Origin of the sequence: Elizabethkingia bruuniana, from assembly GCF_002024805.1 — a bacterium.
Classification (GTDB): Bacteria; Bacteroidota; Bacteroidia; order Flavobacteriales; family Weeksellaceae; genus Elizabethkingia; species Elizabethkingia bruuniana.
In genome coordinates this window covers 258,182-281,646 of sequence record NZ_CP014337.1, presented here as the reverse complement: position 1 = coordinate 281,646, position 23,465 = coordinate 258,182, and the positions used below count along the sequence as shown (strand labels likewise).

General features: G+C 36.4%; 23 protein-coding genes. 12 read left to right on the top strand and 11 right to left on the bottom strand.

The window, feature by feature from the left end:
* Positions 1–8: 8 nt before the first annotated feature.
* Positions 9–1,013 (bottom strand): AAA family ATPase, encoded by a 1,005-nt coding sequence (locus tag AYC65_RS01280; RefSeq protein ID WP_034866242.1) that lies wholly within the window; start codon positions 1,011–1,013, stop codon positions 9–11.
* 162 nt (positions 1,014–1,175) lie between these two features.
* On the opposite strand from AYC65_RS01280, the gene AYC65_RS01275 reads away from it, so the two are divergent.
* The 8 genes from AYC65_RS01275 to AYC65_RS01240 all read left to right on the top strand — a co-directional run bounded on the left by AYC65_RS01275 (position 1,176) and on the right by AYC65_RS01240 (position 8,938).
* The gene (locus AYC65_RS01275) at positions 1,176–1,646 is read left to right on the top strand and encodes a DinB family protein (protein WP_021348233.1); all 471 of its coding nucleotides are present in this window, start codon (positions 1,176–1,178) and stop codon (positions 1,644–1,646) included.
* An 80-nt stretch (positions 1,647–1,726) separates the two neighbouring features.
* Positions 1,727–2,485 carry a 23S rRNA (guanosine(2251)-2'-O)-methyltransferase RlmB gene (rlmB, locus tag AYC65_RS01270; RefSeq protein ID WP_034866245.1) on the top strand — a complete coding sequence of 253 codons (759 nt, stop codon included), beginning with the start codon at positions 1,727–1,729 and terminating at the stop codon, positions 2,483–2,485.
* Between the two features lie 13 nt (positions 2,486–2,498).
* The gene (locus AYC65_RS01265) at positions 2,499–3,530 is read left to right on the top strand and encodes a DUF6263 family protein (RefSeq protein ID WP_034866247.1); all 1,032 of its coding nucleotides are present in this window, start codon (positions 2,499–2,501) and stop codon (positions 3,528–3,530) included.
* A 10-nt stretch (positions 3,531–3,540) separates the two neighbouring features.
* Positions 3,541–3,771, top strand: a complete 231-nt coding sequence (locus AYC65_RS01260) for a hypothetical protein (RefSeq protein WP_034866250.1) — start codon at positions 3,541–3,543, stop codon at positions 3,769–3,771.
* Positions 3,772–3,844: 73 nt separating this feature from the next.
* The gene (locus tag AYC65_RS01255) at positions 3,845–6,376 is read left to right on the top strand and encodes a YfhO family protein (RefSeq protein WP_034866251.1); all 2,532 of its coding nucleotides are present in this window, start codon (positions 3,845–3,847) and stop codon (positions 6,374–6,376) included.
* A gap of 222 nt (positions 6,377–6,598) precedes the next feature.
* Entirely contained in the window at positions 6,599–7,891 is a 1,293-nt protein-coding gene (locus tag AYC65_RS01250) for a glycosyltransferase family protein (RefSeq protein ID WP_034866252.1), read from the top strand.
* 101 nt (positions 7,892–7,992) lie between these two features.
* Positions 7,993–8,517, top strand: a complete 525-nt coding sequence (locus AYC65_RS01245; protein ID WP_034866255.1) for a TetR/AcrR family transcriptional regulator — start codon at positions 7,993–7,995, stop codon at positions 8,515–8,517.
* A 10-nt stretch (positions 8,518–8,527) separates the two neighbouring features.
* Positions 8,528–8,938, top strand: coding sequence for a nuclear transport factor 2 family protein (locus tag AYC65_RS01240; protein ID WP_034866257.1), 411 nt, complete (start codon positions 8,528–8,530; stop codon positions 8,936–8,938).
* 119 nt (positions 8,939–9,057) lie between these two features.
* Here AYC65_RS01240 and AYC65_RS01235 read toward each other — a convergent pair whose 3' ends face one another.
* Positions 9,058–10,122 carry a peptide-N(4)-(N-acetyl-beta-D-glucosaminyl)asparagine amidase F gene (locus tag AYC65_RS01235; RefSeq protein ID WP_034866261.1) on the bottom strand — a complete coding sequence of 355 codons (1,065 nt, stop codon included), beginning with the start codon at positions 10,120–10,122 and terminating at the stop codon, positions 9,058–9,060.
* A 172-nt stretch (positions 10,123–10,294) separates the two neighbouring features.
* On the opposite strand from AYC65_RS01235, the gene AYC65_RS01230 reads away from it, so the two are divergent.
* Genes AYC65_RS01230 through AYC65_RS01220 form a run of 3 tightly spaced genes read left to right on the top strand, consistent with a single transcriptional unit; the run spans position 10,295 to position 12,792 of the window.
* Entirely contained in the window at positions 10,295–10,918 is a 624-nt protein-coding gene (locus tag AYC65_RS01230; protein ID WP_034866262.1) for a hypothetical protein, read from the top strand.
* Positions 10,919–10,975: 57 nt separating this feature from the next.
* Complete coding sequence (locus AYC65_RS01225; protein ID WP_034866264.1) at positions 10,976–11,827, top strand: transketolase; 852 nt, start codon at positions 10,976–10,978, stop codon at positions 11,825–11,827.
* A 17-nt stretch (positions 11,828–11,844) separates the two neighbouring features.
* The gene (locus tag AYC65_RS01220) at positions 11,845–12,792 is read left to right on the top strand and encodes a transketolase family protein (protein ID WP_034866266.1); all 948 of its coding nucleotides are present in this window, start codon (positions 11,845–11,847) and stop codon (positions 12,790–12,792) included.
* A gap of 160 nt (positions 12,793–12,952) precedes the next feature.
* On the opposite strand, the gene AYC65_RS01215 is transcribed toward AYC65_RS01220, so the two are convergent.
* The 7 genes from AYC65_RS01215 to AYC65_RS01190 form a co-directional block, all read right to left on the bottom strand.
* Complete coding sequence (locus AYC65_RS01215) at positions 12,953–15,364, bottom strand: glycoside hydrolase family 3 N-terminal domain-containing protein (protein WP_234300214.1); 2,412 nt, start codon at positions 15,362–15,364, stop codon at positions 12,953–12,955.
* Positions 15,365–15,425: 61 nt separating this feature from the next.
* A complete protein-coding gene (locus tag AYC65_RS01210; protein ID WP_234300213.1) occupies positions 15,426–15,938 on the bottom strand; it encodes a hypothetical protein in 513 nt (170 codons plus the stop codon).
* Between the two features lie 5 nt (positions 15,939–15,943).
* On the bottom strand, positions 15,944–16,330 hold the full coding sequence (locus tag AYC65_RS01205; RefSeq protein WP_236628016.1) for a hypothetical protein: 387 nt from the start codon (positions 16,328–16,330) through the stop codon (positions 15,944–15,946).
* 173 nt (positions 16,331–16,503) lie between these two features.
* Positions 16,504–16,677 (bottom strand): hypothetical protein, encoded by a 174-nt coding sequence (locus AYC65_RS20645; RefSeq protein ID WP_157757810.1) that lies wholly within the window; start codon positions 16,675–16,677, stop codon positions 16,504–16,506.
* A gap of 25 nt (positions 16,678–16,702) precedes the next feature.
* Positions 16,703–17,650 carry a YiiG family protein gene (locus AYC65_RS01200; protein WP_034866272.1) on the bottom strand — a complete coding sequence of 316 codons (948 nt, stop codon included), beginning with the start codon at positions 17,648–17,650 and terminating at the stop codon, positions 16,703–16,705.
* A gap of 3 nt (positions 17,651–17,653) precedes the next feature.
* Entirely contained in the window at positions 17,654–18,115 is a 462-nt protein-coding gene (locus AYC65_RS01195; RefSeq protein ID WP_034866274.1) for a hypothetical protein, read from the bottom strand.
* 37 nt (positions 18,116–18,152) lie between these two features.
* Entirely contained in the window at positions 18,153–18,473 is a 321-nt protein-coding gene (locus AYC65_RS01190) for a magnetosome magnetite crystal formation protein family (protein ID WP_078674679.1), read from the bottom strand.
* A 317-nt stretch (positions 18,474–18,790) separates the two neighbouring features.
* Here AYC65_RS01190 and AYC65_RS01185 point away from each other — a divergent pair, with 317 nt between their 5' ends.
* Positions 18,791–20,623, top strand: coding sequence for a helix-turn-helix transcriptional regulator (locus AYC65_RS01185; protein WP_034866278.1), 1,833 nt, complete (start codon positions 18,791–18,793; stop codon positions 20,621–20,623).
* A gap of 208 nt (positions 20,624–20,831) precedes the next feature.
* On the opposite strand, the gene AYC65_RS01180 is transcribed toward AYC65_RS01185, so the two are convergent.
* The gene (locus AYC65_RS01180) at positions 20,832–22,547 is read right to left on the bottom strand and encodes an FISUMP domain-containing protein (RefSeq protein ID WP_034866280.1); all 1,716 of its coding nucleotides are present in this window, start codon (positions 22,545–22,547) and stop codon (positions 20,832–20,834) included.
* 17 nt (positions 22,548–22,564) lie between these two features.
* On the bottom strand, positions 22,565–22,759 hold the full coding sequence (locus AYC65_RS01175) for a hypothetical protein (protein WP_034866283.1): 195 nt from the start codon (positions 22,757–22,759) through the stop codon (positions 22,565–22,567).
* Positions 22,760–23,465 lie beyond the last annotated feature (706 nt).

The window sequence follows — 23,465 nt, the reverse complement described above, 5'->3', positions numbered from 1 at the left end:
CAAAATAATTAGGGAGCCTGTACTTTAGACAAAACAGCATCAATAATTTTCTCAGCCGTCATTTCTTCAGCTTCAGCCTCAAAACTTAATCCTATTCTGTGGCGTAATACATCTTTCGATATTTCTTTCACATCTTCCGGAATAACAAATGCACGCCCTCTGATAAATGCTAATGCTCTGGAAGCAATTGCAAGGTTGATAGATGCCCTTGGTGATGCTCCGAAAGTAATGTAGTTTTTAAGATCTGATAATCCATATTGTTCCGGATAACGAGTTGCAAAAACCATATCCAGGATGTATTTTTCTATCTTCTCGTCCAAATAGATTTTGTTGATAAGTTCTTTAGCTTCAACAATCTGTTCTAATGATATAATAGGATTAACCTGCGGAATATCTGATGTAGAAACCATACGCATTACTTTGCGCTCATCTTCGAATGTAGGATAATCTATACTACACTTCATCATAAAACGGTCGGATTGCGCTTCTGGCAACAGATAGGTACCTTCCTGATCAATTGGGTTTTGGGTAGCCAATACCAAAAACGGTTTTGGCAGCTTCATCGTTGTATCTCCTATCGTCACCTGCTTTTCCTGCATTACTTCCAATAATGCAGACTGTACTTTTGCCGGTGCACGGTTAATCTCATCAGCCAGTACAAAATTTGCAAATACAGGTCCTTTTTTAATTGAAAAGTCGTTGTCTTTTACATTATAAATCATAGTCCCTACTACATCAGCAGGTAATAAGTCCGGTGTAAACTGAATTCTGGAGTACTTTCCCTGCACAGCATCGGCCAATGTTTTTATTGCCAATGTCTTCGCCAGCCCCGGAACTCCTTCCAACAGAACGTGTCCGTTTCCTAAAAGTCCTATAAGGAGTCTATCGATCATATATTCCTGACCTATAATAACTTTGTTGACTTCTGACTTCAAAAGAGAGAAAAAATAATTCTTCTCTTTCACCTTTTCCATTAAAATTTTAATATCCTCTGCTTGATTATATTCTGACATAGACTTAAATTCAATTTTAGTGGGTAAATTTCTGCAAAAACATTGCAAAAACCACCATAATTAAACGTTATTTATCGTTAAAGTTTGTTAAAGTTAAGCGTTTAAAATTAGGCAATTTGCACGATTTAGATTACTTTTGGAGCAAATTAATCTGAATAAATAGTGAATAACCTTTTCAAAGCACATCGTGTTATTAGAAGAAACCTTGCCGATGTCCTTCAGAAAACCAGTCACCAGGATTTGATGATGATTCCCGATGGCTTTAATAACAATATCTATTGGAATATTGCACATTGTGTGGCAACACAACAGTTATTAATATACTACCTGAGCGGAAATCCTTTCAGAATAGATAAATACTGGATTGAAACCTATAAAAAGGGGACTTTGCCGAATCTGGATGTATCGCAGGAAGAAATAGAAGATCTTAATTTTCTGCTTTCTGAAACTTCAAGAATTATGGCAAATGACTATGACGAAAATTTCTTTCTGGATTACACACATTACTCCACGAGCTTGGGAATGGACCTTAAAAATATTGAGGATGCAGTACTCTTCAATAACATACATGAAGGCCAACACCTTGGATATATAATGGCACAGAAAAGAGCTATTATAGGAGAAATGTATTAACATAAAAATACCATAAAAAACGGTTAATTTTGAAAATAGGTCTCCTCTTTGCAGGAGAATAATATTTAAAAGAATATTGAATGCAAGAAAATAAAGATAAAAAAGACGATTTCATATTTGGGTTAAGACCTGTAATAGAAGCCATAGAAGCAGGTAAAACTGTAGACAAAGTATTTGTACAAAATGGATTACAGGGACCTATCGTTGCTGACCTAAAAAAACTTTTAGCTGAGCATAATCTACGTGCTAATTATGTTCCTGTGGAAAAACTAAACCGGTTTACACGGAAAAACCACCAGGGAGTTGTTGCATTTATATCAGATATTCCGTTTTACAAAATAGAAGATGTTTTGCCACAGCTTTTTGAAGAAGGCAAGACTCCTTTCATTCTGATACTGGATCGTCTAACCGATGTAAGAAACTTTGGTGCAATAAGCCGTACTGCAGAATGTGTAGGTGTAGATGCTATCATTATTCCGGAAAAAGGAGCTGCTCCTATTAATTCGGATGCTATTAAAACTTCAGCCGGGGCTCTTTATAATGTAAAAATATGCAAAGAGAAGAATCTTGCTCATTCCGTAGACTTCCTTCAGCAGTCGGGTATCAAAGTTTTTGCAGCTACAGAGAAAGCTCAGAAGCTTATTTACGAAGAAAATTTCACAGAACCTGTATGCATTGTTATGGGGAATGAAGAAACAGGAATCTCCAAAGAAGTCCTTCATCATGCTGATGAAAAAATAAAACTACCTATTGAAGGAAAAACACAATCTCTTAATGTATCTGTCGCATGTGGTGCTATTCTATATGAAGCCGTAAGACAGAGAATTATCAATCACTAAAAACTACAAAGAAATGAAGAAAGTATTAGCTTTTGCAGCAATAAGTTTATCACTGATTGCATGTAAAAAGGAAGGAAAAACGACTGAAACTAAAACCGAGGGTAATAAAACAGAAACGACAACCACAGAAACTTCACCAGAAGCAAAAGCAGAAGTAAAACCTGCTATTTCTGATTCTGCCGGCGTTTATACTCTTAAATATAAACTAGAGAAAGGAAAAGCTTATCCTTTTGTTTTGTCACAAAAAGATGTTCAGAGCATGACAATGGGTGACAAAACTCAATCTAACACCAATGAGACTACGGATGATATGACTTTCACAGTGACAAACTTCGACAAAGGAGTTTATGATGTGGACGTACATTTCATCTCTAAAAAGCAAACAGGATCAGTTCAGGGACAGACACTTAGCGTTGATACAAACGGAGCTGAGCCTAAAAATGAAAATCTGAAAATCTTCTGGAAAGTTAATAAAGCTTTGATGGGGAACACTCTGAAAATGAAAATGAGTGAAACCGGAAAAATTATTTCTTTCGAAGGATTCGAGCCTATTTATGCTAAAGTGAATACAGCAGTAAACAGTGCTGTAAAAGATGCTAATCAGCGTAAAGCACTGAATGAAGGATTTAAGCAAGGATTTAATCAGGAAGCTTTGAAAGCACAATTTAAAACCAACATCAACCTTTTCCCTGAAAAAGGATTAAAAGTTGGTCAGAGCTTTACTGAAAGTAATAATCTAAGCCCGGACGGAAAACTAAAAAGCTCTACAACTTTTACTTTAGCAAAAGTAGAAAATGGTGTAGCTGAAATTACTGTACAAGGCGGAATTCCTAAAAAGACGGATAAACAGTCTCAAAACGGTGTTACTCAAACAATCAGTCTTCAGGGAATACAAAACGGATCTTTGAAGCTTGATACACAAACCGGATGGATGAAATCATCTGCTCTTACAATGACCTCTACCCAATCGCAAACTTTAAGCGACGGAAAACAAACGCAATCTGCAACGCAGAAAAATGTTTCAACAACTAAAATAAACCCTTAAGCAAAAAGCAATGTTCAAATATTTGTTTGAATTCATTCTAATTGTAATCATCATTTTCTTTGTATGGAATATCCTGAAAAGAATATTTTTTCAGCCATTTTATCAGGGGATGACCGGACAACAAACGTCCGAAAAACAAAAAAAACAAGAAGACCAGTCTCAGCAAAAGAACAAACAAAATCTTAACTGGGATGCAGAAACTGTAGAATACGAAGAAATTAAAGATGAAACACGTAAATAATTCATAACAGATAAATTATGAGTGTTCTATTAAACAAAGAATCAGTGGCAAAGCCATAAACAAAAATATACGAATGAAAATAAGCAACAGGAATAGTATTTTTATTGGTATCAGCCTCGTGTTATTTATACTGATGGCTGTATTCTATGCCAATCCTATTTTAACAGGTAAAGAGCTTATCCAGCCTGATATTGTTCACTACAGGGGTGGTGCACAGGAAATGCTGGAATACCGTGCTAAAACAGGCAACGAAACTTACTGGAGCGATGCAATGTTTGGAGGTATGCCTACCTATCAGACAGGTGCAAAGTTCAGTGGAGACATCGTAAAAAAATTAGATGATCTACTGATGTTTCTTCCAAAACCTGCCAATTATCTGTTTCTGCTTTTTTCAGGCTTTTTCTTTTTGGGAATGGTTGCTCTACGCAACTGGAAGTATGCTCTTCTGGGTGCTACTTTCTTTGGACTTTCTACTTATTTCTGTATTATTATAGCTGCAGGGCATAATGGTAAGGTACATACAATTGCCTACTTTGCACCCTTAGTAGCCTCTATTCTTCTGGTCTATATCCGAAGAAATTATTTCTGGGGATTTGTAGCCACTACCTTGTTTATGGCTTTACAAATCATGGCCAATCACCCGCAGATGACCTATTATCTTTTTATTGGTCTGGGGTTCTTTTTCCTTTCGGAACTCCTTCGTGCTATTCTGAAGACTAAAGACTATAAACATTTCTTTATTTCCACAGCTGTTGTGGGTATTGCAATGGTATTAGGATTAGGGATGAATAGCCAGAGAATGCTTTCCAACGCTGAATACGTTAAAGAAACTGTCCGTGGGAAGCAAATTCTGAAATCTTCCGGTGGGCAGAAAGATATACAGGGTATGGACAAAGAAAGCATTACCATGTGGAGCTACGGAGTCACTGAAACGCTAAACCTGTTTATCCCAAGATTGATGGGTGGTGCTAGTCAGGAAGAAGGAAGTGATAAAATGACCGAAAAACTTCAGCAACTTGTACAGGAAAATGCAACCTCTCAGGAAGAAGTTAATAATATGATGAAGGGTCTTACCGGAAGTCTTACTTATTGGGGAGATCAGCCAGGAACTTCAGGACCTGCATATCAGGGTGCCATAGTGGTATTTTTGGCTATACTAGGTTTTTTCTTTGCATGGCCTAAATACAGATGGTGGATTCTTGGAGCATCAGTGCTTACCATTATGTTGGCATGGGGAAGCAATTTTATGCCATTAACAGATTTCTTTATAGACTATGTACCGGTATATAATAAATTCAGAGCTCCTTCTTCAATTCTGGTTGTGGTGGAATTACTCTTCCCTTTTATTGCTATTATCGGACTATACCGTTTCTTTACAGATGAAAAGCTAACAGCTGAATATAAACAGAAAGTTCTTACCTACACTACGGGAAGTGTTGTCGGAATCACATTAATTTTAATTCTTTTCGGTAAAACCATTCTTGGTTTCCATACAGATTTAGAGGGACAGTATTTACCGTCTTATCTTCTTGATTATTTAGTTGGTGAAAGATATTCCATGTTCCGTACCGATGCTATAAAAGCAATATTATATGTATTGATTACAGCTGGAGCAATGTTCATGGTAATGAAACAAAAACTGAATCAGAATATCGCATTAATTATTATTGGTGTGGTAAGTTTATTTGACCTTTGGACAGTAAACAAGCGCTACCTGAACAATGATAATTTTGCGGATAAAATGTTTGCAAGAAATCCATTTATTACTGAAGCTTCTGAAAGCTATCTGGCAAAATCCAATGGTAATTCTTATATCGAAGGACTTTTACAACAGGCTCCTGTTAATCAGGCTCTGGAAAGTATTGCCAAAGCAGATAAAAGTCATTACAGAGTTTTCAATACCCTATTAGGACCATTCAATGAAACCAATACTTCATACTTCGTAAGTTCTGTAGGTGGCTATAGTGCTGCAAAACTTAGACGTTACGACGACCTTATCAACAAGTACTTCAATGGTGGCGGAGACCCGAATATTCTGAATATGCTTAATACCAAATACGTATTAGTAGCAGATAAAACAGGAATACAACCAAAGGAAAACCCATTTGCAAACGGACCTGCATGGTTTGTAAGCGAAGTAAAAATAGCGGGTACTCCAAACGAAGAAATTGATCTTATTTCCAAAGTTGATAATAAAAAGGTGGCTGTTATCGGAAAAGAAGATGAGAAGTATCTTAACGGAAAAACTCTTCAGGCTGATCCTGCTGCAAAGATTGCAGTTAAAACATACCAGCCAAACGAGATCGTATACCAAACCTCATCTGCAACGCCTCAGTTAGCCGTAATGTCTGAGATCTATTATCCACATGGATGGAAATTCTATATCGACGGAAAGGAAACTGACTATATAAAAGCCGATTATCTTTTACGTGCAGTTCATGTTCCTGCCGGAAAACATGAGATCAGAATGGCTTTTGAACCGGAAGTTATTCAGAAAGGAAAAACGATCTCACTAGCCTCAGCAGGTTTATTCATCTTATTAGCTGCATTAGGTTTTGTTTTTATGAACCGCAAAAAACAACAAGCTACCAAAAGTGAAAAATAAACCACTATAGGTATATTTAAATTTTAATAAACCACATAGATACATAGTCAGGTTATTGAATAAATGAAAGTTTACATAGAAAATGAATTTTACACATTAGCTATGTCTATATTAGTGTTGTAGACACCTTCATTTACATTATAAAAACTATGTTTCTATGTGGTTAATAAATTCAGGCTCTGAGTATATACTTTTTATTTTGCCACTTATGCGGTTAAAATTATGAAGCAGAAAAAAATTCTTATCATTACTTATTACTGGCCTCCTGCAGGGGGACCTGGTGTACAGCGTTGGCTGAAGTTTGCCAAATATCTTCCGGAAAATAACTGGGAGCCTATTATTTATACACCGGAGAATCCCTCTTATCCTTTACTGGATGAAAGTCTGGTAAAAGATGTTCCAAAGAATATTCAGATTATACAGAACAAAATCTGGGAGCCTTATCAGTTTGCTGAAAAGCTAAACAAGAAGAATAAAAAATTTAAAGCCGGTCAATTCGATGTAGGAAAAAACCAGTCGTGGAAATCTAAGCTTTCTATTTTTGTTCGTGGTAATTTCTTTATTCCGGATGCCCGAAAATTTTGGGTTAACCCATCAATTTCTTTTCTGAAAAAATACCTTGAAGCTAATCCGGTAGATGTTATTGTAACGACAGGACCTCCTCATAGTCTTCACTTGATAGGAAAAGGTCTAAAAAAATACTTTCCGGATATTAAATGGATTGCAGACTTTCGCGATCCCTGGACGGAGATTTCATATTACAAACATCTGAAGCTGACTTCATGGGCAGATCAGAAGCACCGAAAGCTGGAAAAAGAAGTTTTTCAGACTGCTGATGTTACTCTGGCAACCAGTTATGGTGATGCTGAAAATTTTAGAAAAGCGGGTGCTAACTCTGCTTGTATTACTAATGGATTTGACAAAGAAGAGTTCAATAAAAAATCCGTTAAAAACTCAAAGTTCACACTTTCTTATATTGGTGTTTTGGAACAGCTGAGAAATCCTGAAAATCTATGGAAGGTTTTATCCGGTATTGTTCAGGAAGATTCTGATTTTGCCCAGAACTTTGAACTTCGATTTGTAGGGCGTGTGGATGATATTATATTAGAAAACTTACAGAATTCACCGTTAAAAGAAAACCTGAACTTAGTTGGGTATATTCCGCATGAACAATCGGTAAAGGAAATGGAAAATGCAGATATGCTGTTGATTACCAATTTCCCGAAACAAGAATCGGCCGGAATTATTCCGGGGAAAATATTTGAATACCTGGCTACACAAAACCCTATTCTTTCTGTAGGGCCGGAAAAGGCAGATGTCGAAAAAATCCTGAATGAGACTAAAGCAGGTGATCACTTTACCTACCAGGATCATGAAGCTATAAAATCGTTTGTTCTCCAAAATTATAATAACTGGAAGAATAATACTGTTAACCAGAATTCTGAAAACCTAATGCAGTTTTCAAGAAAGAATCTTACAACAAATCTGGCCAACCTTCTGAACTCAATAGTTTAATACAATTACCTAAAATTTCAGATAAAAAGTTTCAAAACAAAATAGACAGACTTGTCTGTTCATTTTATTTAAACTACATTTGTTCTACAAAATGATAAGATATGAATTCACCTCGAGAACGAATTCTGGACACAGCAACAATATTATTTCACCAGCAGGGATATAACAGTACGGGAATTAATCAGATCATCAGCGAAGCGAAGGTTGCAAAGGCAAGTTTTTATCAGCACTTTAAATCTAAGGATGATCTCTGTGCTGCATTTTTAAATTACCGCCACGACTATTGGTTTAGTGAGCTACAAAAGTTTGTTTCAAAATCTTCGGAACCCAAACAAAAGATTTTGTCAACATTCGACTTTTTAATAGCAATGAATGAAAAGGAGAACTTCAGAGGATGCAGCTTTCTCAATCTATTGTCGGAGATTCCCACAGACAAAACAGTTATTCTACAAATAATCCAGAAGCATAAACAGGACCTCCGGGATTTTTTCAGAGCTCAGCTTGAGGATAAAATAAAAGCAGACCACATCTACCTCTTGTTTGAAAGTTCTATTATAGAAAGTCAGCTATTTCGTTCCAATGAACTGATCATAACATCACAAAATATAATTGACACCCTTATCTAAAATATACACAATGGAAAAGAAACTACCTGTACCGCCATTCACATTGGAAACAGCTAAACAAAAAATACAAATGGCAGAAGATGCATGGAATTCACAAGATCCTGAAAAAGTGTCATTAGCTTATACCGCTGATAGTGAGTGGAGAAACAGACATTTGTTTATAAACGGCCGAAAAGAGATTGTACAGTTCCTTACTCAGAAATGGGAAAATGAACTGGATTATAAATTGAAAAAAGAATATTGGGCACATACAGAAAACCGGATCGCTGTAAGATTTGAATACGAATTTCGAAATAAGGAAGGGAAATGGTTTCGTGCCTATGGAAATGAGAATTGGGAATTTGATGAAAACGGACTGATGAAGAAAAGATATGCAAGCATAAACGATGTGGAAATTTCGGCTGAGGAAAGATATCTCTAACTTCTTACTAAAAACATACACCCCGCAGATTTTCATCTGCGGGGTGTTTTTCAAATACCCGAAAAGTAATTGATTCCTTGCCAAGGCGGTTTTATCTATAAATGAATATATGCTGTTTTTTAGTTTGTAACTACCGGAGCACTAATAGGTGTATTACTTTTTGCAATCACAAAACTGGAAATTGCATAAAAAGCATCTCCATTGGTTCCGTTGTTTGTCCAACTCTGGAACTTATATTCATAACTAAAAGTACTACCCGTTAAAGAGTTATTCAACACATCTATACGTGTTGGCACTGCCATTCCCGGACACCACCCTGCTCTGTCAGGAGCCCAATTTCCCGGACTCTGATTATTAATAGGGTTTGCTGAACATCCTAAAGCACCCAGCTGGTGTTGGAAAGTATTCGCATTATTTATTGCTATAGTATGTGTTCTGAAGCACCATTCTGCACAGCCCCTGCTTCCCGCATCATATGGCTTGGCATGTCCCCATCCGGAAATAGTAGTTCTAAGATAAGCTTTTTCCGTGTTTGTTGGTAACTGAATATTCTTTTTTAATCCCAGTGTATGTGCTTTACCATAAGGAACACCATCAATGGATGATTTGTTATATTGGATTACAGGTACTACTGCCGAATATTTATAATCCGGTGTACCATATACAATATCAAAGTCTACACTGTATTCTCTTCCTTTGGCCAACCAAGTCTCCGTATAAATTTTAAGTTCTGTATTTCCGGACAGTAAAGATTTGAAATCGGTAACATCAATTTCCAGTCCACGAGGTAATTTTTCCGTACCCACCCAATATGGAGTAATAAAGCGTCCTATTTCATACCATTCTCCTGTTGTTTTATTTTTTACATAAACATTGGCATAACGATCCCATTCATCACAGGTTTTATTAGGACATTCATTTTTGATGAACATCTTAATCGTTTTTACAGTTGTTACATCGGCCGGAAATGTAAAGGTTCCTTCTGCACTTTGGGACAATCCGTCACCAAAGGCATTTTTTACTTTGTCGAATGTTTTAATATTTACGGTATTATCTGCCGGAGCATTTACCGCATTCAGAGCTAAGCGATCTTCTGTTACAGGTGTTGCACTGTCTACACCTTTACACGAAACGATACCTGCCATCAAGTAAGCAGATATACTAAAAATTAGTAGTTTTCTCATAATTTATTGCGATTTGTTATACGAATATATTGTATTTATTTAAGAAATCGTTTTAAAAGTCAAATTAAACCCTGATTTATTAACAAAGATTCATTTTTAATCAAATTATAAAACCTTTACAATACTCAGTACAGATCTTCTATTTTTATTACTTTTAGTTAAATATATATGGATGAAAAATTACCTGATTGTTTTTGTACTACTAAGTTCTTTTGTTTTTGCACAAAAAGCACCGCAGGACTTATCTGATTTCCAAAAGATTTTCGACCAGCAACTCAAAACCTGGAAAGCCTCTATTCCGGGGTTTTCTGTTCAAAATTTCAAAGCACATAATAATTTCGGATTTGATAATATTTCTCAGGAAGATCAGCCTGTAAGAGAATTTACCACATTCGTAAAAGACTATAAGGACCTGCTGATTTTCTCTCCGGATAAAAAACATTTTATTGATTTGTATAGTTCTTCTGTCTATTACGATGAAAAGAAAAAGAAATATATAGCAGCATACGACATAGACTCGCAGGTAGACCTTGGTGATATGCAAAATCACAACAGCTCCCGGATCTACTTTATGGGATCTTCTGCATGGGTAGAGGACGCTACATGGATAGACAATGATCGTTTTATTCTCGCAGGTATACATTCGGATGAGCAGTCACAACGTATTCCTTATATTATAATAGGAAGTATAAAGGACAAATCTCTTCAGGCTTATCATTGTACAGGTAAGGCTTGTATACAGACTATAGGATATAAAGCTGCAAATATTGGAAAAATAAAAATCGAAGACGACTAATCTCATTCCTCAAAAACCATATAATTTCCTTATTTTTGCTCGGAAATAAATTTAATTATGACTAAGAGTATTGATGAATTAAGCAACATCGCTACACAAATCCGCCGAGATATTGTACGTATGGTTCATGCTGTAAACAGTGGCCACCCTGGAGGTTCTTTAGGTTGTACTGAATATTTTACTGCATTATACGGTAAAGTGATGAACTACAAGTTACCATTTACTATGGAAGGAAAAGGAGAAGATCTTTTCTTTTTGTCCAACGGACATATTTCTCCTGTATATTATAGTACACTAGCAAGATTCGACTTCTTCCCTGTTGAAGAGCTGAATACTTTCAGAAAATTAAATTCAAGATTACAGGGTCACCCTACAACTCATGAAGGTTTACCTGGTATCAGAATCGCTTCCGGTTCATTAGGACAGGGACTTTCTGTTGCTATCGGTGCTGCACAGGGTAAGAAATTAGATGGTGATACAGCTCTTGTATATACATTACACGGAGATGGTGAACTTCAGGAAGGACAGGTATGGGAAGCTTTCATGTATGCTGCTGCTAAGAAGGTAGATAATATTATTGCTACAATAGATTATAACGGAAGACAAATTGATGGTGATACAGATGATGTATTAAGCCTTGGTAATCTTCACGCTAAGTTAGAAGCTTTCGGATGGGAAGTTCTGGAAGAGAAAAACGGTAACAACCTAGAGTCAGTAATCGGAATTCTGGGCAGAGCAAAAGAAGAAACAGGAAAAGGAAAGCCTGTAGTTATTCTTTTGCATACAGAGATGGGTTACGGAGTAGACTACATGATGGGATCGCATGCATGGCATGGAAAAGCTCCTAATGATGAGCAACTAGCCAAAGCTTTGGATCAGTTACAATTAGACGAGGTAGCAGACTATTAATTCTTCAAAACAAAAAAATGAAATTCACGTATACAGAAAAAAAAGATACACGTTCAGGCTTTGGAGCAGGGCTTGCTGAACTTGCAGATAAAAACCCAAATGTAGTTGCTTTATGCGCTGACCTTATCGGCTCTCTGAAGATGGAAAAATTCATCGAGAAAGCTCCGGAAAGATTCTTCCAGATAGGTATCGCCGAGGCTAACATGATGGGTATTGCAGCTGGTTTAACAATTAACGGGAAAATTCCTTTTACCGGAACTTTCGCTAACTTCTCTACATCCAGAGTTTATGATCAAATCCGTCAGTCTATTGCTTACTCCGGAAAAAATGTAAAAATCTGTGCTTCACATGCTGGTCTTACATTAGGAGAAGATGGTGCTACTCACCAGGTTTTAGAAGACATCGGGATGATGAAAATGTTACCAGGCATGGTAGTAATCAACCCATGTGACTACAACCAGACAAAGGCTGCAACTATTGCTATTGCTGATTATGAAGGTCCTGTATACCTTCGTTTCGGTAGACCAACTGTTCCGGTATTTATTCCTGAAGATATGCCTTTCGAAATTGGTAAAGGAATTCTCCTACAAGAAGGTAAAGATGTAACTATTGTAGCTACAGGTCACCTTGTTTGGGAATCTCTTGTTGCTGCTGACGAGTTAGAGAAAGAAGGTATTTCTTGTGAAGTTATCAACATTCACACGATTAAACCTCTGGACGATGAAATCATTCTGAAGTCAGTAGAAAAAACCGGTAAAATTGTTACTGCTGAGGAGCACAACTACCTTGGAGGTTTAGGAGAATCTGTTGCAGGTATGCTTGCAAGAAAAAGACCTACTCCACAAGAGTTTGTTGCTGTAAACGATAGCTTTGGAGAATCTGCAACTCCTGCAGAACTTATGAAGAAGTACAAGATAGATGCTGATGCTGTAAAAGAAGCTGTAAAAAGAATCTTGAACAGATAATCAAAATCTTATAAATACTAAAAGGCCGGAAAATATCCGGCCTTTTTTTATTAGCTGTGGAAATACTTATTCAGCCTTTTCAGGGTGAGTATAACATCAAGCATTAACCTTGATAAAGTTTTTGTTGCCAGTCAGCTTACTTTCCTGTTTATAGTACAGATTAATCTTCAACTTCAAATATTTCTTTAAATCTAATATTCTCCGAAGAGTTCCCTATACTTACACGAAATTCTCCTGGTTCTACAACCCACTCCATCTTATCATTAAGCAGCTGCATATGTTCTTTGTTGAGGGTAAATTGTACTTCTTTTGTTTCCCCGGGCTCCAGAGTTACTCTCTCAAATCCTCTAAGATCCATTTCGTAGGTTGTAACTGAAGACACAAGATCTGAAAGATATAATTGTACAACTTCATCCCCTTTTACTTTGCCAGTATTGGTTACTTTTAGTTTCACATGCAATTCATCTCCTGCTTTTATTTTTTTTGAAGACAGAGAAAAGTCGGTAAACTCAAAATTGGTATAGCTAAGACCATAGCCAAACGGATATAAAAATCCCGTAACCCTACTGCTGCCGGAGCCATTTGGTCCGGTTCCGGGCTGTCCTGCCTGTGCTGCAGGCTTCGTTGGAAAGTTCATTTCTAGCTGACCGATTGATTTAGGAAATGATATCGGAAGTTTACCTCCCGGATTATTATCGCCAAAGAGCGTCTCTGCTACAATCTTTCCACTTTGCGGTCCCAGAAACCATGTTTCCAAAATAGCAGGCAGGTATTTGTTTTCCCAGTTTATAGTGAGAGGTCTTCCGTTTACCAGAACCAATACAACAGGCTTTCCTGTTTTATACAATTGCTGCAGGAAATAAGTTTGCTTTCCCGGAAGATTCAGGCTGCTTCGCGATCTGCTTTCCCCTACTTCCCTTTCACTTTCTCCCATTACGGCAATAATAACATCTGAATTTTCAGCCATACTGATTGCTTTGGAAATTTCAGACAATTCTTTTTCTGAGGGTTCTACAGGGATAATTTCTGTTTCCGGCCATCCTTCATCAATAACGTCTACGCCTTTAGTATACGAAGTATTGATATGATGAAATGAAGCATAATCCTCAATCCCCTTCCGAATTGTTGTCACTGGATTATTGGATGGTCCGTAGCGGCTCGTGGTATAGTTCACTGCATCTGCCAGTGGACCTGTAATCAGAATATTCTTTAATTTCCCTGTATCAAGAGGTAAAGTTTGCTTTTCATTCTTTAATAAAACTACAGAACGACGGTTAACATCTACAGAAAGAGCTTCGTCCTCTTTAGTATGTACCTTACGATCGGCTTCTTTAGCAAAGCTCCGGACAGGCTCATCAAATAACCCCAACCTGAATTTTGTTTTCAGTACACTCCTCACTCTTTCATTCAGTACTTCTTCTTTTATCTTTCCAGATTTCAGAGCATCCATCAATGCTGTAAGATATTCCTTGGGCTGGGTGAAATTAGTACGGACATCTAGTCCCGCTTCTAAAGCTTTCTGAATACCTTCTTCATAATCTTTTGCTACATGATGCTTACTATGTACAAATTCCAGTGCATCGCTGTCTGATACTACATAACCATCGAATCCATATTCTTTGCGCAGCAGATCTGTTAAAAAATATTTGCTGCTAATTACAGGCACACCATCATAATCGTTATAACTTGCCATCACTCCCAACGGATGTTCCTTACGAATGACTTCTTTAAACGGATAGAGATACATTGTGTGCATTTCTCTGGGCGCTACATGTGGATCTGTTCTGGCAAGGCCATCTCTTCCGCCTTTGGGTACAGAATAAACAGCATAATGTTTCAGCGTTGAGGCTACTCCATTTTGTTGGATTCCCTTTACCATACGCTTTCCATATTCACCTATCATAAACGGATCTTCTCCATAAGTCTCCACAACCCTGCCCCAGCGTGGATCTCTTGAAACATCTAATATAGGAGCATACACATTTGTATATCCCAGATAATAGGCCTCTTTCCCTATAGTATTTCCGATTTTGTCTACCAGGTTTTTATCCCATGTACTCCCGATATTAATAGGTGCAGGAAATGGTGTTGCCCTGTCATGGGTAAGACCGTGTATACCTTCATTGGTAAAGTCAATAGGAATTCCGAGCCTCGTTTCTTCTATAAACCATTTCTGGATATTATTGAGTGCCTCGGTATGGTTACTGTAGGGATAAGAATATTTTGTAACAGCGCTTTTGTGATAAGGAAGGCTGTTTAGCATTTCATCGATATTAGCAAGCCCATGCACCCAGATTTCATTTTTCCATTGAGGTGTTGGCTGCTCATCTTTTAAGATTCTTCCGTATCCGTAGAGGGTTACCGTCTGGTTGGCTTTTTCCTGCAGGGTCATTTGGGAAAGCAGGTCTTCAACCCTTTTATCTATAGGAGCTTTTCTGTCTTCAAAGACATCCTTCTTCCCGTTTTTGTTAAAGTCTATCCAGTCTTTATGATAAACTTTTAGTTTTTGTGCTAAGCCTAAAAAGGACACTGCCAGCAAAGGTAGTGTCAATGTGCTTTTATTGATCTTCATGTTATTAGTTTTCACAAAGTTATACAAGTTTCCATAAAAAAATGATTTTACTTTCGTAAAATCATTTTTCATTTTCAACTGTTATTCCCACCAGTTTCAGTATAGGAAAGAGTATATTTTTTAAGTATTCGTCTTCTATTTTTTGCGAGGATTTTGAATTGGAAAAGTAATTACTTACTCTGTAATTCTTTATAAATTGCTTTTTCTTCTTCCCGATTGCATAACAATAACCTCCACTTTCATCTTTTACAAAATAAGTCATCTCATCGAAATTCATAATCTTCCTGTTGATAATATTTTTTCGGTAAATACTCTTTTCAGATTTATAAAAAATGTATTTTACAGGAATTCTGAATATTAAGTCGAAGACAAAATAGGCCATATAAAGTACCCATACTATAAGAGCTATTAAAAAATTATCCCGCGACATATAATCCATACAAAGGTAGATAACAGGTGCAGCAACAATTCCAAGCACCAGCCACCATACTAAAGTGCGAAGAAAGTTGTAATTGGGCATAAAGCTAATTTCAATGCCATTTTCCCTAAACTGATATCTATCGAATACATTCATTGTACTTACGCCTTACTTTTCATAATATCTTCTGTCTCATTTAGCAATCGCTGAATAGCTCTTCTAGTTACAGCCTGGCCAACAGTGAGTACTTTCTCTTTCCCATCCACCTTGAAACAAGCAGCCAATATGAGGTTGATTGTAATAAGTCCCATATATTTGACATGAATCACTTCGAAGGTTATAAAATCTGCAATAGGATAAGTTTTCTCAGGAATAAAGATTCCATGTTTTCCGGTAACCGTTAATTGGTCCATATCGATTATAAACTTTTTGGTGAAAAAATTGATAATGATAAAAACTGCAACAGCTGCAATAGCAAGCCCTAGTATTGCTAAAACATTATAAGACATTCCTGCTATTATAAAGAAAAGAAGAGCCACTATAAACATCAATACGGGTTGGTTTTTGAAAATATACCGATTACCTTTTTTTTTATAGAATTTATACATGATATTTTTATCTGTCTTTTTATAGATTATTAACCCTGGAACTATAGGAACTAATGCCGTAATTATTGGTAGTAAGTCTCCATAAGTAAATATAGAATTTATACATGATATTTTTATCTGTTTTTTTTATAGATTATTAACCCTGGAACTATAAGAACTAATGCCGTAATCATTGGTAGTAAGTCTCCATAAGTAAAAATCCATTTTGTTTCTTCAGAAGGGCCAATTTTCACCACGACAGTGATACAGAAGCCTATAATGATAAGTATAATGCCTAATATTTTCATCTTTTATTTATTATATGTGATTGATTTAATCCACAAAATAATTATACCGGCCGAGTACATTTTTAGCTTCTCTTTCCAGATCGTCCAGGTCACTCATCAACTGCTCATTATTTTCATTCATGCTGCGTTGTACAATTCGCATTTGCCCCAAAAATGTGTTTACAGCATTGTTAAATGAATTATAGCTTGCTTCTTTATTCTTTTCTGCAGACGGGATTTTATTTTCAAGATTTCGGTTGTACAATTTCTCTAATTGTTGGTATTGTTGTGCAAAAAGCTTTTTATAAGCAGCCTCGTCTTTAATATCATAAGAGTCATCGATAATCTTCTGCGTAAGATCTAATATCTCTTTGGATTGGGTAATTTGCTGCTTAAGCGGATGATTTTTTAGCATTTCTACTTCTGCCTTGTCAGCTTTATCCTCTAGTTTTGTGAATAACTGACTGGCAGCGTTTCGGTTCTCTTCAATAATTTTGTCGGCCTTAGCTTTAATCTCAGTAATTTTTTTCCCTTTATCATCCTTCCAGTCTTCAGCATTTTTATAGGCCGATAGCTCTTCCTGCAGTGTTTTTAGATCTTTAAATGTACTGATCATTTTATCCGCTAACTTCTGGTATTCGCCTCCTAATACTTTTGGTGCTTTTATTTCTTCAAGAGCAATAAATGTAGAGATAGGTGTAGATACGGGAGTGAAACGCATAGCATTGGGATTCGCCAAAGCATTTTTAACAAAATCATCCATACTGGTTAAACCTTCTTCAAAGCTTTTTATATAGTCTGCCTGTGCTTTATCTATTTTTACTATTTTATTATTGAAAACAATAATATCCTGACTCTCGTTTCCGGAATCAACACTAAACGGATTTATCTTGGTGGTTTTGTTCTGCTGTGATAGCTTCTCTTTTATCTTGTCACAGGATGTAGCAGTACATGTGAGTACAAGAATACCTGCTGCAATTATTATTTTTTTCATTTCTTATTGTGTGTTTTTATCGTTTATCAATTCTTCTAACTCATTATACACTTCCTGCATTCTTTTTTTGCCAAAAGATTGTGACATTGCAGGGCGTTTTATCTTAGGTACATCTTTAAAGTTAGCATACAAATAGCTGCCTATCGGAATGAAACCCATTAACATAAAACTCTGTAGTTCAAATCCTTCAAAATATTTTAAATCATACTGGTTATGCCTGAAACCATGTTTCACAGTAATTATTTTTGTATGAGAATCTACATAAACCCGGGGTCCCCGAAAAGTGAGTATGGCAAGTAGTAATGACAATATAAATATTACAATACCTGTTTTGAAGTAGCTGGTGTTAATTATCAGAACAAGACCAATGAGTACCCATGCCAGTACTATTATATGCTGAAGCGAAGGATACTGTTTCACCAGATATCCGGTACCATCATTTTTCAAATGCTTATAGACCGACATACTTGTATAGTTATTTTAAATGCTGAATTTTTTTTGCCTAGCCTACAAATGCAAATTTGTCTTCAAACATTTTCCCAATTAGCGGTAATGGCTTTTCAGCTTCATTTGCTGCGTTGATAATTCCAATAATCATCAATGCAAGATTTATAAGACCTATATAACCTAAGACATAGAGCCCTGTAATACTCATTATAATTTGAAGTACTATACCCAATAATATTCCGAAAATAAAAAGTCCAAACGACTGGCGAAGGTGGTATTTTAGTAAACTGTTGGCGTTATCTTTTCCTATAACAAAAGATATAATCCATCCGATAATAGTGACGTACGAAATGACTGATAAGGTTTTGTTGTCCATAATAAAATTGATTAAAGGTTAATAAAATATGTTGTTTTGTGTTTTACAGATTGACTATCACAAAATTGTACAATCGGAATAGTAAAATCAATTCTTCGGCTACTACAGAACAGCTACCATAAAAAAGCATACGACTACAGAATGACTACAACTTTTGTAATGAACTGAATGACAACAAATTGAAAAACACATTTAGTTGTGATATAATTGGGTAGGCTGTGGATTTTTGTTACTTTTATTAAAATTATAACCAAACCGAAGACCTCTATAAAAAATAATACAGAATCTGAACACATTTTTAATAAAGCATTTGTTTAATGAAAGGGAAATTTTATCTGATAATATTATTCTGTATTCTTTTGTTCCATTCTGTAAAAGCAAAAAATATCTATACAGACAGCCTGATTAACCGATTAAAAACGGAACAGTTACCTGCTGCTGAAAAGCTAAAAGTTTATGAGCTTGTTATTGAGAAATACAGAAGCGAACAGCAATATGATAAAGCATCCGATTATAACAAGCAATACCTAAAACTTGCCAGAACATCGGATAATCTTTTGGCAATAACAAAAGCCCATGTTTTCCAAGGGATTATAATGTGTAATCTGGAGAAATATGATCAGGTACAGCCTTATATAGATTCTGCCTCTACAAGTGCCTCCAAAACCAATAATAAAATAGCACAAGCATATGCCAGTTTTTTACCTGCCTATTATACACACTCGCTCTACGAGTATAAAAAATCAGTAACATACATTCTGAAAAGCCTTTCCTTACTTGAAAAAACAGAAGGTGACCCAATGCTTGAATTCAGGCTATATTATTTGTTGTATGGTACCTATACCACCTGGAATGATTTGAAAAACAGCTTTAAATATGCCCGAAAAAGTATAGAACAGGCTGAAAAATCCGGTAATAAAAATCAGCTGAGTAATGCTTATACTGCATTGGCAACTGCATATACCTATCAGTACGAAAAAACGAATAGCCGGGAGGATCTGAAAGCCATCATGAATAACTCCGAAAAAGCGGCTGCTTTGTATAAAGAGTTTCCGGGACAAGTATCCGATTACGCATATGCTATCGCCCGAAATAATACGGCCAGTTATCTGCTGAAATACTTTCCTGAACTAACGGATGATCTTCGCAAACAAATAGAGTATAATATTGGTGAGGCTCTAAATGCTTCGATACATACAACTAAACCACAATCTATACAGGCTGGAGGGTTTGGTATGCTCGCTAATCTTGCAACACGGGATAACGATCTGGATAAAGCAGAGAAATATCTTCTGCAGGCGGAAACAATCTTGCTAACGCAGTCACCGGTCTATTATTATATCATGATACAGATTGTAAATGATTTGGCAGAATTATATGAAAAGAAAGGAAATTTGGTAAAAGCACTAGAATATCAGAAAAAGGTAACAAAATATAGTGTAGAGCAGTTTAATGAAGATGAAGCTGCCAACGTGAAAAGGCTGGAAGCACAATATCAGTCCGACAAGAAGGAACAAGAAGTAAAATCCCTGGAAAAGCAAAAGCTATTATATATTATACTGGGGTGTATTGGTCTAACCGGTGCTTTCTTTATGTTCCGATCCTATCATTTCCGGCTCAAATATTCTCTGGTAAGAGAAAAACAGCTGAATACAGAAAAAAATGAAGCCGAAATACAGGTAAAACTGGAAAAAGAAGAGCAAGCGAGGCTAAAAGCTGAACAAGAATTGCTGACCTTACAGCAACAAAAATTACAAACCGAAGTACTGGCCAATCATCTGCATCTACAGCATAAAAATGAAGTCCTTCAGCAATTACAAACACGGTTGTCGGATAGCGATATCAATATTAATCAGGTCGTAAAAGAGGTTAGCCGTGTAGACAAGGATTTTGAAAAAGCTAAATTCAGAATTCAGGAGCTGTATCCTGATTTCTTCAGAAATATAAGCGAAAAGGCACTGCAAAAACTTACAGCACTGGATTTAAAATATTGTTCTTATATCTATCTGGGAATGGATACAAAACAAATAGCTCATCTGCTACATGTAGAACCAAAGAGTGTAAGAATGGCAAAATACCGTTTGAAAAAGAAGTTTGGTCTGGATGAGGATACAGATTTGGATACTTTCTTTCGGAGTATTGTCTCTTAATAAATAACGTGAAAAAACAGGCTTAATTTTAATATAAACAGCAAATTTGTGTTTACAAACTTTTTCTCATTCATTTCAGAAGATATAACTGAATTTTAAGAGAATGCTGTTACCCTGGAAGCTTGAAGTATAGATGAATAAAAACCCCGGAATATTTTCTCCGGGGTTTTTATTATAGGTAATTATTTAAAACCTGATAAGGTTGGATTTAATTTATTCTGATGCAACGAATGTTTTCTCCAAAATATGGGGCGCCAGCTCCTGAAGTAAAATCTACAGAGGCTTTATAAAGCTGCATGTTTTTGTAGTTTACTAAAGTTGGAGCAGAAGATGTCCAGTAGATTCCAATGTTTCCACGGGAGATACCTGCAGCAGTATTTAATGTTCCGTCAGTGTTTATACGGTAACCTGCGGCGGGGAAGCTTAGAATTACATTTTTGTCTCTTTTACTGGTAAATACTTTAACCGAGGCGTAGTTTGTTGTTGAACCATTGTCCCAGCTAGTATCATTTGTATTGGTTTGAACTGTTGAGCTTACCAAATCTTGGAATTCTGTTGTTGTAGGTACTCTGAAGTTAGCTGGGCATGGATCGTTGGTAATGACTTTTACGGGGGCTGTTTCCGTTCCGGAATTCCATGCATTGGCGGCAGGAACTATAGAGGTGTTCCATGGAATTATTGGTCCTGGTTCTGCGTTGCCTAAAGCAGCCGGAGTAATAACTCCCCATTGGTAATAGTTGCCAAAAAGGCCTGTGTTTGAAGGTGCTGTTAAATCCGGGTTAGGATTTGTGAGTGGGTCTACGCCGAGGTTGTAACGCATCCATACTTTTCCATTAATCCTGGCTACTTTAAATGTTGTGCCTGGAAGGCTGGTTGTATCATCAAAGAAGGAGTCCTGAGGAATTAATTTTATAGTCATATTGTATCTGGCGCCTGGTTGTATGATAAGGTTGTTGAAAGCAACATTCGTACCGGTTAATGGACCTATAGTAAGCGAAGCAATGTTGAAAGTACCATCGTTTGTATTGTTTGCATTGTTTATAATGACAGCAGATGTTGCGGTGACGTTATTAGAATTAGGGTTTGCAGGAAACGGGACGGCTATTGTTGTGGCGGTACCGGATGAGGTAACTGTGCCAGAATTCAAAGCTATTGTTGCCGTAGGGAATACTTTACCTAAAGTGGCGCCTGTAATATTAGTAATGTTATAGCCGTTAGTAAGTGATGCATCTACATTAACTGTAATGGTGCTAAAGCTGTGTTTCAGTATTACATTTAAATAATTTTGTACTCCTGTATTACCATCTGGAGTCATTGTGGTTTTGTAGTACATGATGTCTTGTGTAGATGTAGCTGAGATAGTTGCTGTGCTCAAATTGGATCCGACAAGATTATCTGCTGGAGCTACATTGGTATTGTAAGAATAGGCAATAAAGGTATAACTCTCTCCTCCATTTAGTTTCATAGGAACTCCCGAGTCTGGTGTGACGGCTCCGGTGGCGCTTACACTGTACATGTAGGAAGAATCATACTGTCCTGAAGCATTATATACAACTATGCGAAATTTAATAGCTCTCTGAATAGGTGTAGTAGCGGCAACAGGATTTATACCTGCTTGTGCAATACTCTTAAGGGAAGAAGTATCAGGTTTTAGCTCAGCAACGAGATCGAATCCTCCTCCGAAAGGAACTGTTTGTCTCTGCATCTGATTATTGTTAGATGTAAGTGATTGGCTGGTTGAAGCCTGAACGTTTTTATTAACCACGTCTTCATAATCGTCCTGTGCCAAATTTACATTAATAGCTACCTGATCAGTATTTAATGTTTTGCTATCTGTATCAGAGCTCCGGCAGGAAACCGAAAACCAAAGTAAGAAAGCAGGCAGGCTAATGCTTAAAGCATTAGAAAGTTTAATTTTTCTCATTTTTTTGTTTTTAAGGTTTACCAAGGGACGTCGTTAGTTTCATCTGTTCCGTCTGTCCAGTCTTCTTGGACCTGGTTGGAAACGTTTACGGGAAGAATGGTTGCTGACGCGGCGGCAATTCCGCATTCCATTTCTATCTCTATCACATGTAATAATGGCGGAATATAGTTGGCTTTATAAACCTGAGTTGCACTTTTTCCTTTCTCTTTCATAATTCTTTGTATTTAACATAGGTCTTCCGAAGCCTTATTAACAAGGCTTTAAATCTTATAAAAAGTTCAAAATGTGAAACGGTATACCAGAAAAAACCTGAACTTAATATCTGAAAATATCGAATGATCTTTCAGACAATATAGATTTAATAGTCTTTAATTTTATCGACTACAAAATCATTTATGTTTGTCAGAAACAAAGGTAAGAAGCTTATGGATGCTGAAAAATGACAGAAATCTGTCATTTTTCAGCATCCATATTTGTTAAATAAGTTTTTGTATTTAAACATATATCCGATTTGATATTATTTAACGTGGAAGACAATAGATAGTATACCATTTTTAGAAGGTTCTATCTTTCGATAAAAGTGATGTTCCGGCGAAAGATCGCAAAGACTTTTTACCTGTTATGCTATTTTTAAGTTCGCTAAGCGTTAGCGGCTTAGCAAAGACTAAAATATATCCTTAACTTAATTATCTTACTGCAATGATAGAAATGCTTTTTCATAAGGTGATATTTTTGTGCCCTAAAAACAGGAGTATATTAACACCAGAACTTTTGTATCTAAACCAGACTTCTCGATACGCTTCACTTTGTTTCGCACTCGAAGTGACGAAATTTGTTTTTCTCGAAATAGGTAACTTCAGTTCGAGTGGAATTATCCTTCGTTCTACTCCGAATAATTCTGTGTCGAGAACCTTTTAA

Excerpts from the sequence above, each read along its gene's own strand:
- AYC65_RS01265 (WP_034866247.1), top strand. The coding sequence starts at position 2,499 with ATGAAGAAAGTATTAGCTTTTGCAGCAATAAGTTTATCACTGATTGCA.
- AYC65_RS01220 (WP_034866266.1), top strand. The coding sequence starts at position 11,845 with ATGAAATTCACGTATACAGAAAAAAAAGATACACGTTCAGGCTTTGGA.
- AYC65_RS01280 (WP_034866242.1), bottom strand. The coding sequence starts at position 1,013 with ATGTCAGAATATAATCAAGCAGAGGATATTAAAATTTTAATGGAAAAG.
- AYC65_RS01215 (WP_234300214.1), bottom strand. The coding sequence starts at position 15,364 with ATGAAGATCAATAAAAGCACATTGACACTACCTTTGCTGGCAGTGTCC.
- AYC65_RS01210 (WP_234300213.1), bottom strand. The coding sequence starts at position 15,938 with ATGAATGTATTCGATAGATATCAGTTTAGGGAAAATGGCATTGAAATT.
- AYC65_RS01230 (WP_034866262.1), top strand. The coding sequence starts at position 10,295 with ATGAAAAATTACCTGATTGTTTTTGTACTACTAAGTTCTTTTGTTTTT.
- AYC65_RS20645 (WP_157757810.1), bottom strand. The coding sequence starts at position 16,677 with ATGAAAATATTAGGCATTATACTTATCATTATAGGCTTCTGTATCACT.
- AYC65_RS01180 (WP_034866280.1), bottom strand. The coding sequence starts at position 22,547 with ATGAGAAAAATTAAACTTTCTAATGCTTTAAGCATTAGCCTGCCTGCT.
- AYC65_RS01225 (WP_034866264.1), top strand. The coding sequence starts at position 10,976 with ATGACTAAGAGTATTGATGAATTAAGCAACATCGCTACACAAATCCGC.
- AYC65_RS01190 (WP_078674679.1), bottom strand. The coding sequence starts at position 18,473 with ATGGACAACAAAACCTTATCAGTCATTTCGTACGTCACTATTATCGGA.
- AYC65_RS01235 (WP_034866261.1), bottom strand. The coding sequence starts at position 10,122 with ATGAGAAAACTACTAATTTTTAGTATATCTGCTTACTTGATGGCAGGT.
- AYC65_RS01175 (WP_034866283.1), bottom strand. The coding sequence starts at position 22,759 with ATGAAAGAGAAAGGAAAAAGTGCAACTCAGGTTTATAAAGCCAACTAT.
- AYC65_RS01185 (WP_034866278.1), top strand. The coding sequence starts at position 18,791 with ATGAAAGGGAAATTTTATCTGATAATATTATTCTGTATTCTTTTGTTC.
- AYC65_RS01200 (WP_034866272.1), bottom strand. The coding sequence starts at position 17,650 with ATGAAAAAAATAATAATTGCAGCAGGTATTCTTGTACTCACATGTACT.
- AYC65_RS01245 (WP_034866255.1), top strand. The coding sequence starts at position 7,993 with ATGAATTCACCTCGAGAACGAATTCTGGACACAGCAACAATATTATTT.
- AYC65_RS01240 (WP_034866257.1), top strand. The coding sequence starts at position 8,528 with ATGGAAAAGAAACTACCTGTACCGCCATTCACATTGGAAACAGCTAAA.
- AYC65_RS01250 (WP_034866252.1), top strand. The coding sequence starts at position 6,599 with ATGAAGCAGAAAAAAATTCTTATCATTACTTATTACTGGCCTCCTGCA.
- AYC65_RS01260 (WP_034866250.1), top strand. The coding sequence starts at position 3,541 with ATGTTCAAATATTTGTTTGAATTCATTCTAATTGTAATCATCATTTTC.
- rlmB (WP_034866245.1), top strand. The coding sequence starts at position 1,727 with ATGCAAGAAAATAAAGATAAAAAAGACGATTTCATATTTGGGTTAAGA.
- AYC65_RS01205 (WP_236628016.1), bottom strand. The coding sequence starts at position 16,330 with ATGTTTATAGTGGCTCTTCTTTTCTTTATAATAGCAGGAATGTCTTAT.
- AYC65_RS01195 (WP_034866274.1), bottom strand. The coding sequence starts at position 18,115 with ATGTCGGTCTATAAGCATTTGAAAAATGATGGTACCGGATATCTGGTG.
- AYC65_RS01255 (WP_034866251.1), top strand. The coding sequence starts at position 3,845 with ATGAAAATAAGCAACAGGAATAGTATTTTTATTGGTATCAGCCTCGTG.